This is a genomic window from Mesorhizobium sp. M0018 (genome assembly GCF_040323955.1).
GTDB lineage: Bacteria > Pseudomonadota > Alphaproteobacteria > Rhizobiales > Rhizobiaceae > Mesorhizobium.
Genome location: NZ_JAMYVL010000045.1, coordinates 1 through 14,703 on the forward strand (window position 1 = coordinate 1; position 14,703 = coordinate 14,703).

Sequence of the window (14,703 nt, forward strand, 5' to 3'; positions counted from 1 at the left end):
TGATGCCGCGCGCCTTCTCTTCGGGCGCCGCATCGATCTGGTCGTAGCGCTTGTATTCGCCAAAATACTTGGTGATCGCCGCCGTCAGCGACGTCTTGCCATGATCGACGTGACCAATCGTGCCAATGTTCACATGAGGCTTAGTGCGCTCGAATTTACCTTTTGCCATGTGATCTCTCCATTCCTGCCAGCCCGTGCGGGCCTTGAATTAAGTTACTGATGCAACTCGTTTCGAGTTACGCGTATTTCTTCTGGACTTCCTGGGCGACCGCGGTCGGGACCGGCTCGTAGTGGTCGAACTGCATCGTGTAGGCCGCGCGGCCCTGGCTCATCGAGCGAAGGTTGTCCACGTATTTGAACATGTTGGCGAGCGGCACCATCGCGTTGATGACCACAGCCACGCCACGGGCTTCCTGGCCCTGGATCTGGCCGCGACGGCCGTTCAGGTCGCCGATAACGCTGCCGACGTAATCTTCCGGCGTCACCACTTCGACCTTCATGATCGGCTCGAGCAACTGCACGCCAAGCTTGGGGGCTGCTTCACGGAAGCAGGCGCGGCCGGCGATTTCGAAGGCCAGAACCGACGAGTCCACGTCGTGGTAGGCGCCATCGATCAGCGTCGCCTTGACGCCGATCATCGGGAAGCCGGCGAACGGGCCCGAGGTCATGACGCTGTTGATGCCCTTTTCGACACCGGGGATGTATTCCTTCGGCACAGCGCCGCCGACGATCTTGGTTTCGAACTCGAATTCGCTGCTTTCCGGATTCGGCTCGAACAGGATCTTGACGCGGGCGAACTGGCCGGTACCGCCGGTCTGCTTCTTGTGCGTGTAGTCCTGCTCGTGCTTGCGGGTGATCGTCTCGCGGTAGGCCACCTGCGGCGCGCCGACATTGGCCTCGACCTTGAACTCGCGGCGCATGCGGTCGACGATGATGTCGAGGTGAAGCTCGCCCATGCCGGAAATGATCGTCTGGCCCGATTCCTCGTCAGTCTTGACGCGGAAGGACGGATCCTCGGCGGCCAGGCGGTGAAGGGCGAGACCCATCTTTTCCTGGTCGTTCTTGGTCTTCGGCTCGATGGCGATCTGGATGACCGGATCGGGGAATTCCATGCGCTCGAGGATGACCGGATGCAGCGGATCACTGAGCGTGTCGCCGGTGGTGGTGTCCTTGAGGCCAGCGAGGGCGACGATGTCGCCGGCAAACGCCTCTTCGACGTCGGCGCGCGAATTCGCATGCATCTGCAGCATGCGGCCGATGCGCTCTTTCTTGCCCTTCACGGTGTTGTCGACCGAGATGCCCTTGGTGAGCTTGCCCGAATAGATGCGGGCAAAGGTGAGCGAACCGACGAACGGGTCGTTCATGATCTTGAAGGCAAGCATCGACAGCGGCTCGTTGTCGTCGGCATGACGCTCGATCTCGGCGTCGGTCTTGGCGTCGACGCCCTTGATGGCCGGGACATCGGCCGGCGACGGCAGATATTCGACGACGGCGTCGAGCAGCGGCTGCACGCCCTTGTTCTTGAAGGCCGAGCCGCAGAACATCGGATAGAACTTCACCGCGATCGTGCCCTTGCGGATGAGCGCACGGATCTCGTCGTTGCTCGGCATCTTGCCTTCGAGGTAATTCTCGAGCGCCGTCTCGTCCATTTCGACGGCGGCCTCGATCATCTTCTCGCGGTATTCTTCGGCACGAGCCTTGAGGTCGGCAGGGATCTCGACGATGTCCCAGGCAGCGCCCAGCGTCTCGTCGCGCCAGACCAGCGCGTTCATCTCGACGAGGTCGACGACACCCTTGAACTCGGTCTCGGCGCCGATCGGCAGCTGCATGACGACGGCATGCGCACCGAGGCGCGATCCGATCATCTCGACCGAGCGGTAGAAGTCGGCGCCGATCTTGTCCATCTTGTTGCAGAAGATCATGCGCGGCACGCGATACTTGTCGGCCTGGCGCCAGACGGTCTCCGTCTGCGGCTCGACACCGGCATTGGCATCGAGCAGCGCAATGGCGCCGTCGAGCACGCGCAGCGAACGCTCGACTTCAATGGTGAAGTCGACGTGGCCGGGGGTGTCGATGATGTTGAAGCGGTGCATCTTGCCGTCGCGACCCTTCCAGAAGGTCGTGGTCGCGGCCGACGTGATGGTGATGCCGCGCTCCTGCTCCTGCTCCATCCAATCCATGGTGGCAGCGCCGTCGTGGACTTCGCCGATCTTGTGCGACTTGCCCGTGTAATAGAGGACGCGCTCGGTGGTCGTCGTCTTGCCGGCGTCGATGTGCGCCATGATACCGAAATTGCGGTAGTCTTCGATTTTATATTCGCGGGCCATGGGAGGTGCCTCTTCAGTCTCGTTCGCGCTTTACCAGCGGTAGTGCGCGAAAGCGCGGTTGGCTTCTGCCATCTTGTGGGTGTCTTCACGCTTCTTGACGGCGGTGCCGCGGTTGTTGGCCGCGTCCATCAGCTCGCCGGAGAGGCGGTCGACCATAGTGGTCTCGTTGCGGTTGCGGGCGGCGGCGATCAACCAGCGGATGGCCAATGCCTGACGGCGCTCGGGGCGCACATCGACTGGAACCTGGTAGGTGGCGCCGCCGACGCGGCGCGAACGCACTTCCACATGCGGCGCGACATTGTCGAGCGCCTGATGGAAGACGGTGACCGGCTCCTGCTTGGTCTTGGACTGAACCTGGTCGAGCGCGCCGTAGACGATGGTCTCGGCAACCGACTTCTTGCCGTCATACATGACGGCGTTCATGAACTTGGTGACGATCAGATCGCCGAACTTGGGGTCCGGATTGATCTCACGCTTTTCTGCACTGTGACGACGGGACATTTTTTCTCTGCCTCAATTCTACGCGGTGGCCTGGATCCCGGATCGTCGCTTGACGCCGCCCGGAACGACCTTGGCTACGCTTCGGTCACTTCGGACGCTTGGCGCCGTATTTCGAACGGCGCTGCTTGCGGTTCTTCACGCCTTGCGTGTCGAGCACGCCGCGGATGATGTGGTAACGGACGCCCGGAAGATCCTTGACGCGACCGCCGCGGATCATCACCACCGAGTGCTCCTGAAGGTTGTGGCCTTCGCCGGGGATGTAACCGATCACTTCAAAACCATTGGTCAGGCGGATCTTGGCCACCTTGCGCAGCGCCGAGTTCGGCTTCTTCGGCGTCGTGGTGTAGACGCGCGTGCAGACGCCCCGCTTCTGCGGGTTCTGCTGCATGGCCGGGACCTTGTTGCGCTTCACCGGCGCAATGCGCGGCTTGCGGATCAGCTGGTTGACGGTAGGCATTAAACCCTCTTGTCTCTCAATTCCGTATCTCGCCCGGTCAGGGCCGCTCAAAGCGTCACTTCCATACGCAAATTCGGGCCACAAACCGCGCCTCGCGGTCTTGCCCGAACAAATGGCAGAGGAAGCGGAAGCCGCTTCGTGCACGCCGGAAATGTCTTTTCGCTCGTAAAACGAACCCTGTTTGAGGCAAACTCCAAAGCGTGTCGCTTCGGAAGCAAGAGCCTCACATCGGTTCTGACTGGGCGGCTTCTACTCGTATGGCCACTGTCCGTCAACCCCGGAGCGGCAAATATTGCGCTGAACCCGAGGCGTGGCAGCCATGCGAAAAGCGCATGTAATTTTCTTGCGCCGTTTTTCAAGAGGAAGCCAGAAAGTGACCGGCTTGCGGCTGTTTCCAGGCCGTGCTTCGTGCGAAAAGGCGGCATGAGCAGCCCAAACCCCCTCGCCCGGAGGTACGAACCCGTGAATGACAATGAGGAGCGCCCGGTCACCATTATTACCGGCCGGGTGTGGAAGCGCAAAGGTGGCAAGCCGGAAGGCGTGCATGTGATGCTGGTCGCACCGGACGACGATTCGGCGGTGCGCCGCGCTCTCGAATCGCTTGCCGCCGAAGGTTATGCCGAGGCAGAGCTCGATCAGATCGGCGACCTGGACGGCGTGCCGGACGAGGAGCCGCATCTGTCCGCCTATCAGGGCGCGCTCGAAGGCGAAGTGTCGATCGTGACGTTCGATGTGCCGATCTGAAGAGATCTGAATCGCGGTCGATCTCACGGGCCGGCGACAAAGCCCGGCGACTTGCCCGGCACAAGTTCTCTGCTAAGAAGCGACCTCTGGCAAAACCAAGCACACTCAACCTGCGGAGCTCCCATGTCCTCTAATCCCATCAAGCTCGGCATCGTCGGCGTGGGGAAGATCGTCCGTGACCAGCATCTGCCGGCGCTGGCGAAGGACCAAGATTATCGCCTGGTTGCTGCAGCCAGCCGCCATGGCAAAGTCGAGGACATCCCGAACTTCCCGACGATCGAGGCGATGCTCGACGCAACGCCGGAGCTCGAGGCGGTGTCGCTGTGCATGCCGCCGCAGTTTCGTTACGACGCCGCGCGCTTGGCGCTGGCGGCGAAAAAGCATATTTTCCTGGAAAAGCCGCCCGGCGCCACGGTCAGCGAGGTCGAAGACCTGAAGGCGCTGGCGACAGCGAACGGCGTCTGCCTGTTCGCCAGCTGGCATTCACGCTATGCGCCGGCTGTCGAAGCTGCGCGCGCATTCCTTGGATCGACAACGATCAGGTCGGCCGCCATCAATTGGAAAGAAGACGTGCGCCGCTGGCATCCGAATCAGGAATGGATCTGGGCTCCCGGCGGCTTTGGCGTGTTCGATCCCGGCATCAACGCGCTGTCGATCGCTACCCACATCCTGCCGCCGATGTTCATCAGCTCGGCAGAACTCGATTTCCCCGAAAACCGCGCGGCCCCCATCGCCGCCCATATCGCCTTCCGTACGTCGAACGGTCTGCCGGTGACGATGGAACTCGATTGGCGTCAGACCGGCCCGCAAAGCTGGGACATCCTGGCCGATACCGAGGCAGGATCGATGGTGCTTTCTGGCGGCGGCTCAAAGCTTGCCATCGATGGCCGCGTCGTTCACGAGGAGCCGGAAGCCGAATATCCGATGCTCTACAAGCGCTTCGCCGATATCGTACGCGCCGGCACCTCCGACGTCGATCTCGCGCCCCTGCAGCACGTCGCCGACGCCTTCATGCTCGGCAAGCGCAATGTGGTGGAAGCTTTTTTCGATTGACGAGTAGGCGCCGGCCGGATCGCAGGTCTGGTCGGCGCACCGCACAAAATCAATTGACGATCGCTATTGCAAAGCCGTCATAGCCCTTAGCGCCAACAGTCTGGATCGCGGTGCCTTCCAGACGCTTGTCGCTGCCGATGAACGAGAACGCCGCGCGTGCCCCTTCGACATTGGCGTCGCGACCATCTTCATTCACCACCGCGCCGTCACGGATGACATTGTCGCAGACGATGACGGTCCCCGGCCTCGAAAGACGCATGGCCAAGGACAGATAGTGCGGGTTGTTCGGCTTGTCGGCGTCGATGAAGATGAAGTCGAACGGCCCGGCATTCTCGGCGCCTAAGGCCGCAAGCGATTGAAGCGCCGGTCCGACCCGCAGTTCCACACGGTCAGACACCCCTGCCCGTTCAAAGTTCGACCGCGCGACACTGGCGTGGTGCGGATCAAGCTCGAGCGTCACGACCTTGCCGTCCATCGGCAATGCTCGCGCCATCCAGATTGTCGAATAACCGCCCAATGTGCCGATTTCGAGTACCTTCCTCGCTCCCTGCATTCGCGCAAGAAGTGAGAGCAGCTTGCCTTGTGCCGGGGAAACGTCGATAGGCGGCAGGCCCTGATCATGGTTGGCCGCCAGAACGGCATCAAGAGCGGGATCCGCCTCGAAAAGAGCTTCGACAATGTAGTCGTCGACAGAAGCCCAAATCTTCCTGCTCATCGTTTCTTCTCCCATCCGAATGAGGAACCAAAATGCGAAAAGGGGCCACTTAGGCCCCTTTTCTATCTTCTCTTGCTTGCGCGCTTACTGCGCGGCGTTAACCATGTCGGTCAGCATCGGCTCGGCGACCTCGACGCCGGACGCCTTGCGGCGCTCGTCGATGATCAACTCGTCGCGCGAGGTGGCGATGCGCCGGATCTGGCTCATCGTACCGCCGGTACCGGCCGGGATCAGCCGGCCGACGATGACGTTTTCCTTCAGCCCCTGCAGCATGTCGGTCTTGCCGGCAACCGCAGCTTCGGTCAGCACCCTCGTCGTCTCCTGGAAGGAAGCGGCGGAGATGAAGGACGGCGTCTGCAGCGAGGCCTTGGTGATGCCGAGCAGCACCGGCTGACCTTCGGCCGGCTTCTTGCCTTCCTCGACCAGGCGCTCATTGACCTCTTCCAACTCGATCACGTCGACGTGGTCGCCCGGAATGTAGGTCGAATCGCCCTGCGTGGTGATCTCGACCTTCTGCAGCATCTGGCGAACGATCACCTCGATGTGCTTGTCGTTGATCGACACGCCCTGCAGTCGGTAGACCTCCTGGATTTCGTTGACGAGGTAGGAGGCAAGCGCCTCCACGCCCTTGATCGCCAGGATGTCGTGCGGCGCCGGATTGCCGTCGAGGATGTAGTCGCCCTTCTCGATGACGTCGCCGTCCTGGAGATGGAACGGCTTGCCCTTCGGGATCAGGTATTCGACCGGCTCAAGCGTCGAGTCATGCGGCTCGATGATGATACGGCGCTTATTCTTGTAGTCGCGGCCGAAGCGGATCGTGCCATCGATCTCGGCGATGATGGCGTGATCCTTCGGACGGCGTGCCTCGAACAGTTCGGCAACACGCGGCAGACCGCCGGTGATGTCCTTGGTCTTGGCGCTTTCCATCGGGATACGCGCCAGCACGTCGCCGGGGCGAACCTGTGCGCCCGGCTCGACCGAAAGAATGGCCTCGACCGAGAGCAGGAAGCGGGCGTCGCCGCCCTTCGACAGCTTGCCGACCTTGCCCTTGGCATCCTGGACGACGATCGCCGGCTTGAGGTCGTTGCCGCGTGGCGTCGAACGCCAGTCGATGACCTCGCGCTTGGTGATGCCGGTCGATTCGTCGGCGGTTTCCTGAACGGAAATGCCATCGACCAGATCCTCGAATGCCACCCTGCCCTCGATTTCGGTGAGGATCGGGCGGGTATAAGGATCCCACTCGGCGATACGCTGGCCGCGTTTCACCTTGTCGCCATCGTCGACGAAGATGCGCGAACCGTAGGTGACGCGGTGCGTGGCGCGTTCCTTGCCGGCTTCGTCGAGGATCAGCACCGCCATGTTGCGGCCCATGACCATCAGCTGGCCGTCGGAGTTGCGCACCACGTTGCGGTTGCGGATCTCGACCTTGCCCTCATAGGAGGCTTCAAGGAACGAGGAATCCACCACCTGCGCCGTGCCGCCCATGTGGAAGGTACGCATGGTGAGCTGGGTGCCCGGCTCGCCGATCGACTGCGCCGCGATGACGCCGACAGCCTCGCCCTGGTTGACGGGAGTGCCGCGGGCCAGATCGCGTCCGTAGCAGACCGCGCAGACGCCGACCCTGACCTCGCAGGTCAGCGCCGAACGGATGCGAACCGACTGCACGCCGGCCTTTTCGATCAGTTCCACGTCACGCTCGTCCATCAGCGTTCCGGCCTTGACCAGAACCTCGCCGGTGACCGGATGGGTGATGTCGTCGAGCGAGGTGCGGCCGAGAACGCGCTGGCCAACCGAAGCGACGACCTGACCAGCATCGACGATCGGCTGCATGGTGAGGCCCTTGTCGGTGCCGCAGTCGAGAGAGTTGACGATGCAGTCCTGCGCCACGTCGACGAGACGACGCGTCAGGTAACCCGAGTTCGCCGTCTTCAAGGCGGTGTCGGCCAGACCCTTGCGGGCGCCGTGGGTCGAGTTGAAGTACTCGAGCACGGTGAGGCCTTCCTTGAAGTTCGAGATGATCGGCGTCTCGATGATTTCACCGCTAGGCTTGGCCATCAGGCCGCGCATGCCGGCGAGCTGGCGCATCTGGGTGGGCGAGCCGCGCGCACCGGAGTGCGACATCATGTAGATCGAGTTCATCGGCTTCTGACGGCCGTTGTCCTCGAACTCGACCGCCTTGATGCGGGCCATCATTTCGTCGGCGACCTTTTCCGAGCACTTGGCCCAGGCGTCGACGACCTTGTTGTACTTCTCGCCCTGGGTGATCAGGCCGTCATTGTACTGCTGCTCGTATTCCTTGGCCAAAGCCTCGGTGTCGGACACCAGCTTGATCTTGGCGTCCGGGATCAGCATGTCGTCCTTGCCGAACGAAATGCCGGCGCGGCAGGCATGGCTAAAGCCGAGGGCCATGATGCGATCGCAGAAAATGACCGTCTCCTTCTGACCGCAATGGCGATAGACGGTGTCGATCATCTTGGAGATGTTCTTCTTGGTCATCTCCTGGTTGGCGGTCTCGTAGGGCACGTTGTGGTTCTTCGGCAGCAGCTCGCCGATGATCATGCGGCCAGGCGTGGTGTCGTAGATCTTCGACACGACCTTGCCGTCGGCGTCGACCGTGCGGAAGCGCCCCTTGATCTTGGCATGCAGCGTGACTGCCTTGGTCTCGAGCGCGTGCTGGAGTTCGCCCATGTCGGCAAACACCATGCCCTCGCCCGGCTCGTTCTGATTGACGATCGAGAGATAGTAGAGACCGAGAACCATGTCCTGCGACGGCACGATGATCGGCGCACCGGAAGCCGGGTGCAGGATGTTGTTGGTCGACATCATCAGCACGCGGGCTTCGAGCTGCGCTTCCAGCGACAGCGGCACGTGGACCGCCATCTGGTCGCCGTCGAAATCGGCGTTGAAGGCCGTGCAGACCAGCGGGTGAAGCTGGATCGCCTTGCCTTCGATCAGGATCGGCTCGAACGCCTGGATACCGAGGCGGTGCAGCGTCGGTGCGCGGTTCAGCAGCACCGGATGCTCGCGGATGACCTCGTCGAGGATATCCCAGACCTCCGGACGCTCCTTCTCGACCAGCTTCTTCGCCTGCTTGACGGTCGAGGAGTAGCCCTTGGCGTCGAGACGGGCGTAGATGAAGGGCTTGAACAGTTCGAGCGCCATCTTCTTCGGCAGGCCGCACTGGTGGAGCTTGAGCTCCGGACCGGTAACGATGACCGAGCGGCCGGAATAGTCGACGCGCTTGCCGAGCAGGTTCTGGCGGAAGCGGCCCTGCTTGCCCTTCAGCATGTCGGACAGCGACTTCAGCGGACGCTTGTTGGCGCCGGTGATGACGCGGCCGCGGCGGCCGTTGTCGAACAGCGCATCGACGGCTTCCTGCAGCATGCGCTTTTCATTGCGCACGATGATGCCGGGCGCGCGCAGCTCGATCAGCCGCTTCAAGCGGTTGTTGCGGTTGATGACGCGGCGATAGAGGTCGTTCAGATCCGACGTGGCGAAACGGCCGCCGTCCAGCGGGACAAGCGGACGCAGGTCCGGCGGGATCACCGGAACCACCTTCATGATCATCCATTCCGGACGGTTGCCGGATTCCATGAAGTTCTCGACGACCTTGAGCCGCTTCAGGTATTTCTTCTGCTTGAGCACGGAGGTGGTCGAAGCCAGCTCAGAACGCAGGTCGCCGGCGATCTTCTCGAGGTCCATGCCGGCCAGAAGGTCGTGGATCGCCTCGGCGCCGATCATGGCGGTGAACGAATCCTCGCCATACTCGTCGACGGCCATCATGTACTCTTCCTCGCTGAGCAGCTGGTGCTCCTTCAGCGCGGTGAGGCCGGGTTCGGTAACGATGTAGTTCTCGAAGTAGAGGACCCGCTCGATGTCCTTCAGCGTCATGTCGAGCAGCGTGCCGATGCGCGACGGCAGCGACTTCAGGAACCAGATGTGGGCGACCGGTGCCGCCAGCTCGATATGGCCCATGCGCTCGCGGCGGACGCGCGACAGCGTGACTTCGACGCCGCACTTCTCGCAGATGACGCCCTTGTATTTCATGCGCTTGTACTTGCCGCACAGGCACTCATAGTCCTTGATCGGGCCAAAAATGCGCGCGCAGAACAGGCCGTCACGCTCCGGCTTGAAGGTGCGGTAGTTGATGGTCTCCGGCTTCTTGATCTCGCCGAACGACCAGGACAGAATCTTCTCAGGGCTGGCAAGCGAGATCCGGATGGAATCGAACACCTGCGCAGGCGCCTGGGGATTGAAGAGATTCATGACCTCTTGGTTCATGCCGTTCTCCTTTTCGGGGTCCTCGAAAACCCCTTGCATCTAGCGCGGGCCAAACGCCCGCCGACTTGATCGGCCATCGGCCGAGAATTTGGTGCGTCCGGTCGCGGGAAGACCGCGGCCGGACGTCTTGCTTACTCGGCCGCGTCGGGCAGCCGGATCGGGTTGTCGTCGAGCTTGGTGTTCTCCAGCTCGACATTGAGGCCGAGAGACCGCATTTCCTTGACGAGAACATTGAAGCTCTCGGGGATGCCGGCCTCGAATGTGTCGTCGCCTCTGACGATCGCCTCGTAGACCTTGGTGCGTCCGGCGACGTCATCCGACTTCACCGTCAGCATCTCCTGCAGCGTGTAGGCGGCGCCGTACGCTTCGAGCGCCCAGACCTCCATCTCGCCGAAGCGCTGGCCACCGAACTGCGCCTTGCCGCCCAGCGGCTGCTGGGTAACGAGCGAGTACGGACCGATCGAACGCGCGTGGATCTTGTCGTCCACAAGGTGGTGAAGCTTGAGCATATATATGTAACCCATCGTCACTTTGCGATCGAACGGCTCGCCGGTGCGTCCGTCATAGAGCTGCGACTGACCGCTGGTGTGCAGGCCCGCCTGCTCCAGCATGATGTTGATGTCGGCCTCGTGCGCGCCGTCGAACACCGGTGTCGCGATGGAGACGCCGCGGCGCATCTGCTCGCTGAGGCGAACGATGCTCTCGTCGTCATATTCGCGGACCGGCTCGTTGCGGTCGTTGGCCGGCATGAAGCTCTCGAGCGTCTTGCGCAGCGGCTTGATGTCGCCCGCTGTCTTGTACGCATCGATCAGATCGCCGATCTTCCTGCCCATTCCGGCGCAGGCCCAGCCCAGGTGCGTTTCCAGAATCTGGCCGACATTCATGCGCGACGGCACACCCAGCGGGTTGAGCACGATGTCGGCATGCGTGCCGTCCTCGAGGAAAGGCATGTCCTCGACCGGAACGATCCGCGACACGACACCCTTGTTGCCGTGTCGGCCGGCCATCTTGTCGCCGGGCTGCATCTTGCGCTTCACGGCCACGAAGACCTTGACCATCTTCATGACGCCCGGAGGCATTTCGTCGCCGCGCTGCACCTTCTCGACCTTGTCCATGAAGCGCTGCTCGAGCGCCTTCTTGGAATCGTCGTACTGGCCGCGCAGGGCTTCCAGTTCGCTCTGGAGCTTTTCGTTCTCCACGGCAAACTGCCACCACTGCGAACGCGGATACTCGTCGAGCGTGTCCTTCGACAGCTTCGAGCCCTTCTTGAAGCCCTTCGGCCCGGCAATCGCTTCCTTGCCGACGAGAACGTCGGAAAGACGCGAATAGACGTTGCGGTCGAGGATCGCCTGCTCGTCGTCGCGGTCCTTGGCGAGGCGTTCGATCTCCTCGCGCTCGATCGCCATGGCGCGCTCGTCCTTCTCGACGCCGTGGCGGTTGAAGACACGCACTTCGACGACGGTGCCGAAGGTTCCCGGAGGCATGCGCATCGAGGTGTCGCGCACGTCCGAGGCCTTTTCACCGAAGATGGCGCGCAGCAGCTTTTCTTCCGGCGTCATCGGGCTTTCGCCCTTCGGCGTGATCTTGCCGACCAGGATGTCGCCCGGCTGCACTTCCGCACCGATGTAGACGATGCCGGCCTCATCGAGGTTCTTCAGCGCTTCTTCCGAGACGTTGGGAATGTCGCGCGTGATCTCCTCCGGCCCCAGCTTGGTGTCGCGGGCCATGACTTCGAACTCCTCGATGTGGATCGAGGTGAAGACGTCGTCGGCGACGATGCGCTCGGACAGGAGGATGGAATCCTCGTAGTTGTAGCCGTTCCACGGCATGAACGCGACCAGCACGTTACGGCCGAGGGCCAGATCGCCGAGCTCGGTCGACGGACCGTCGGCGATGATGTCGCCCTTGTTGACCCGGTCGCCCATGCGCACCAGCGGACGCTGGTTGATGCAGGTGTTCTGGTTCGAACGCTGGAACTTCATCAGCCGGTAGATATCGACGCCGGACTTGCCGGGGTCGAGATCTTCCGTGGCGCGGATGACGATACGCGTCGCGTCCACCTGGTCGACGATGCCGCCGCGGCGGGCGCCGATGGCGGCGCCCGAGTCACGGGCGACGATCGGCTCCATGCCGGTGCCGACGAACGGCGCTTCGGCGCGCACCAGCGGCACGGCCTGACGCTGCATGTTCGAGCCCATCAGCGCACGGTTGGCGTCATCGTTCTCCAGGAACGGGATCAGGGCCGCGGCCACCGACACCATCTGCTTCGGCGACACGTCCATGAGATCGACGTTTTCGCGCGGCGCCATCATCACTTCGCCGGCGTTGCGGCAAATGACGAATTCGTCGACGAAATGACCATTCTTGTCGAGCTCGGCATTGGCCTGCGCGACGTGGTGCTTGGCCTCTTCCATAGCCGAGAGGTAAACGACCTCATTGGTCAGCTTGCCGTTGACGATCTTGCGGTACGGGCTCTCGATGAAGCCGTATTTGTTGACGCGCGCGAAGGTCGCAAGCGAGTTGATCAGGCCGATGTTCGGGCCTTCCGGCGTCTCGATCGGGCAGATGCGGCCGTAATGCGTCGGGTGCACGTCGCGCACTTCGAAACCGGCACGCTCGCGGGTCAGACCGCCCGGTCCAAGCGCCGAAAGACGGCGCTTGTGGGTGATCTCCGAAAGCGGGTTGGTCTGATCCATAAACTGCGACAGCTGCGAGGAACCGAAGAACTCGCGCACGGCGGCAGCCGCCGGCTTGGCGTTGATCAGGTCCTGCGGCATCACCGTATCGATCTCGATCGAGGACATGCGTTCCTTGATCGCGCGCTCCATGCGCAGCAGGCCGACGCGGTACTGGTTCTCCATCAGCTCGCCGACCGAGCGCACGCGGCGGTTGCCGAGATTGTCGATGTCGTCGATCTCGCCCTTGCCGTCGCGCAGTTCGACCAGCGTCTTGACCACGGCCAGGATGTCGTCCTTGCGCAGCACGCGCACGGTATCCTCGGCCTTGAGCTCGAGCCGCATGTTCATCTTGACGCGGCCAACGGCCGACAGATCATAGCGCTCGCTGTCGAAGAACAGCGAGTTGAACATGGCTTCAGCGGTTTCCAGCGTCGGCGGCTCGCCGGGGCGCATGACGCGGTAGATGTCGAACAGCGCGTCCTGGCGGCTCTCGTTCTTGTCGACGTTGAGCGTGTTGCGGATGTAGGCGCCGACGTTGACGTGGTCGATGTCGAGGACCTTGATCTCATCCTCACCGGTGCCAAGCAGCACTTTCAGCGTCTTTTCGTCGATCTCGTCACCGGCTTCGAGGAAGATCTCGCCGGTCGCGTAGTTGACAATATCCTCGGCAAGGTAGTTGCCGAGCAGATCCTCGTCGGTCGCCTTGATCGCCTTGAGACCCTTTTCGCCAAGCGCCCTGGCCTGGCGGGCGGTGATCTTCTTGCCGGCCTCGACGACGACTTCGCCGGTGTCGGCGTCGACCAGGTCACCAACGGCCTTGAGGCCGCGGAAACGGTCGACGTTGAACGGGATGCGCCAGTGGTCGCCGGCGCGCTTGTAGGTAATCTTGTTGTAGAAGGTCGACAGGATCTCTTCGCCGTCCATGCCGAGCGCCATCAGCAGCGACGTCACCGGAATCTTGCGGCGGCGATCGATGCGGGCATGCACGACGTCCTTGCTGTCGAACTCGATGTCGAGCCACGAACCGCGATAGGGAATGACGCGCGCGGCAAACAGGAGCTTGCCGGACGAGTGCGACTTGCCCTTGTCATGGTCGAAGAAGACGCCCGGCGAACGGTGCATCTGCGAGACGATGACGCGCTCGGTGCCGTTGACGATGAAGGTGCCGTTCAAGGTCATGAGCGGCATGTCGCCCATGTAGACGTCCTGCTCCTTGATGTCCTTGATCGACTTGGCGCCGGTATCCTCGTCGATATCGAACACGATGAGGCGCAGCGTCACCTTGAGCGGCGCCGCATAGGTCAGGTCGCGCTGACGGCATTCGTCAACGTCGAATTTCGGTCCCTCGAACTCATACTTCACAAATTCCAGCATCGAGGAGCCGGAAAAATCGGAAATCGGGAAGACCGACTTGAAAACTGCCTGCAGTCCCTCGTCAGGACGCCCACCCTTGGGCTCCTCCACCATCAGGAACTGGTCATAGGATGCTTTCTGAACCTCGATCAGGTTCGGCATCTCCGCAACTTCCGGGATCTTTCCGAAAAACTTGCGTACGCGTCTGCGGCCATTGAAAGTCTGGGTCTGGGCCATCGTCGCTCCTTAGCTCAATTCTCGGGACGAGCCTCGCCGCGGCTCGCCTTGCATCTCGGGCCACCTTGGCGGCCCTGCCTTGTTGCCCGCCGCCTGTCGGCGGCTTCTTGTCTTTTCACCCGGCGCCAATTGGCGGCGGGCCAGAAACGGGAGAAAACCCGTTTCCTGAAGGCCGGTTTGCGGCCCTCAGGAAAGAGGTTTTCGCACTCTTCGCGTTACGCAGCCTCCCTTCGACGCGAAAGGAGTGGCGGGCGGCGCGCCCCCGGCCGCCGGGAATGAACCCGTACGTCAGGTTGCCCATGGGGGCCGCGGGGTGCACCGGGGGCGGGGAGATGGACGCGGGGGGCGTGGGTACCG

The 14,703-nt window shown here is 62.3% G+C and carries 9 protein-coding genes; 2 read left to right on the forward strand and 7 right to left on the reverse strand.

Annotation, left to right across the window (positions count from 1 at the left end; all coding sequences use genetic code 11):
* From NKJ81_RS31370 to rpsL, 4 genes are all read right to left on the reverse strand, one after another.
* Positions 1 to 169, reverse strand: a 169-nt coding sequence (locus tag NKJ81_RS31370; RefSeq protein ID WP_352541456.1) for a GTP-binding protein, incomplete at its 3' end; no start/stop codon positions are given.
* A 67-nt stretch (positions 170 to 236) separates the two neighbouring features.
* A complete protein-coding gene (fusA, locus tag NKJ81_RS31375) occupies positions 237 to 2,327 on the reverse strand; it encodes an elongation factor G (RefSeq protein WP_023680448.1) in 2,091 nt (696 codons plus the stop codon).
* Between the two features lie 30 nt (positions 2,328 to 2,357).
* Complete coding sequence (gene rpsG / locus NKJ81_RS31380) at positions 2,358 to 2,828, reverse strand: 30S ribosomal protein S7 (protein ID WP_008875664.1); 471 nt, start codon at positions 2,826 to 2,828, stop codon at positions 2,358 to 2,360.
* A gap of 85 nt (positions 2,829 to 2,913) precedes the next feature.
* Positions 2,914 to 3,285 carry a 30S ribosomal protein S12 gene (gene rpsL, locus NKJ81_RS31385; RefSeq protein ID WP_006333356.1) on the reverse strand — a complete coding sequence of 124 codons (372 nt, stop codon included), beginning with the start codon at positions 3,283 to 3,285 and terminating at the stop codon, positions 2,914 to 2,916.
* Positions 3,286 to 3,747: 462 nt separating this feature from the next.
* On the opposite strand from rpsL, the gene NKJ81_RS31390 reads away from it, so the two are divergent.
* Positions 3,748 to 4,029 carry a transcriptional regulator gene (locus tag NKJ81_RS31390; RefSeq protein ID WP_254817147.1) on the forward strand — a complete coding sequence of 94 codons (282 nt, stop codon included), beginning with the start codon at positions 3,748 to 3,750 and terminating at the stop codon, positions 4,027 to 4,029.
* A gap of 123 nt (positions 4,030 to 4,152) precedes the next feature.
* Positions 4,153 to 5,082 (forward strand): Gfo/Idh/MocA family protein, encoded by a 930-nt coding sequence (locus tag NKJ81_RS31395; RefSeq protein WP_352542833.1) that lies wholly within the window; start codon positions 4,153 to 4,155, stop codon positions 5,080 to 5,082.
* Positions 5,083 to 5,131: 49 nt separating this feature from the next.
* On the opposite strand, the gene NKJ81_RS31400 is transcribed toward NKJ81_RS31395, so the two are convergent.
* From NKJ81_RS31400 to rpoB, 3 genes are all read right to left on the reverse strand, one after another.
* Positions 5,132 to 5,797 (reverse strand): O-methyltransferase, encoded by a 666-nt coding sequence (locus NKJ81_RS31400; RefSeq protein ID WP_352503813.1) that lies wholly within the window; start codon positions 5,795 to 5,797, stop codon positions 5,132 to 5,134.
* An 84-nt stretch (positions 5,798 to 5,881) separates the two neighbouring features.
* The gene (gene rpoC, locus NKJ81_RS31405; protein WP_352542834.1) at positions 5,882 to 10,078 is read right to left on the reverse strand and encodes a DNA-directed RNA polymerase subunit beta'; all 4,197 of its coding nucleotides are present in this window, start codon (positions 10,076 to 10,078) and stop codon (positions 5,882 to 5,884) included.
* 131 nt (positions 10,079 to 10,209) lie between these two features.
* Positions 10,210 to 14,346 carry a DNA-directed RNA polymerase subunit beta gene (gene rpoB, locus NKJ81_RS31410; protein ID WP_352542835.1) on the reverse strand — a complete coding sequence of 1,379 codons (4,137 nt, stop codon included), beginning with the start codon at positions 14,344 to 14,346 and terminating at the stop codon, positions 10,210 to 10,212.
* Positions 14,347 to 14,703 lie beyond the last annotated feature (357 nt).

Excerpts from the sequence above, each read along its gene's own strand:
- fusA (WP_023680448.1), bottom strand. The coding sequence starts at position 2,327 with ATGGCCCGCGAATATAAAATCGAAGACTACCGCAATTTCGGTATCATG.
- rpsG (WP_008875664.1), bottom strand. The coding sequence starts at position 2,828 with ATGTCCCGTCGTCACAGTGCAGAAAAGCGTGAGATCAATCCGGACCCC.
- rpsL (WP_006333356.1), bottom strand. The coding sequence starts at position 3,285 with ATGCCTACCGTCAACCAGCTGATCCGCAAGCCGCGCATTGCGCCGGTG.
- NKJ81_RS31395 (WP_352542833.1), top strand. The coding sequence starts at position 4,153 with ATGTCCTCTAATCCCATCAAGCTCGGCATCGTCGGCGTGGGGAAGATC.
- NKJ81_RS31400 (WP_352503813.1), bottom strand. The coding sequence starts at position 5,797 with ATGAGCAGGAAGATTTGGGCTTCTGTCGACGACTACATTGTCGAAGCT.
- rpoC (WP_352542834.1), bottom strand. The coding sequence starts at position 10,078 with ATGAACCAAGAGGTCATGAATCTCTTCAATCCCCAGGCGCCTGCGCAG.
- rpoB (WP_352542835.1), bottom strand. The coding sequence starts at position 14,346 with ATGGCCCAGACCCAGACTTTCAATGGCCGCAGACGCGTACGCAAGTTT.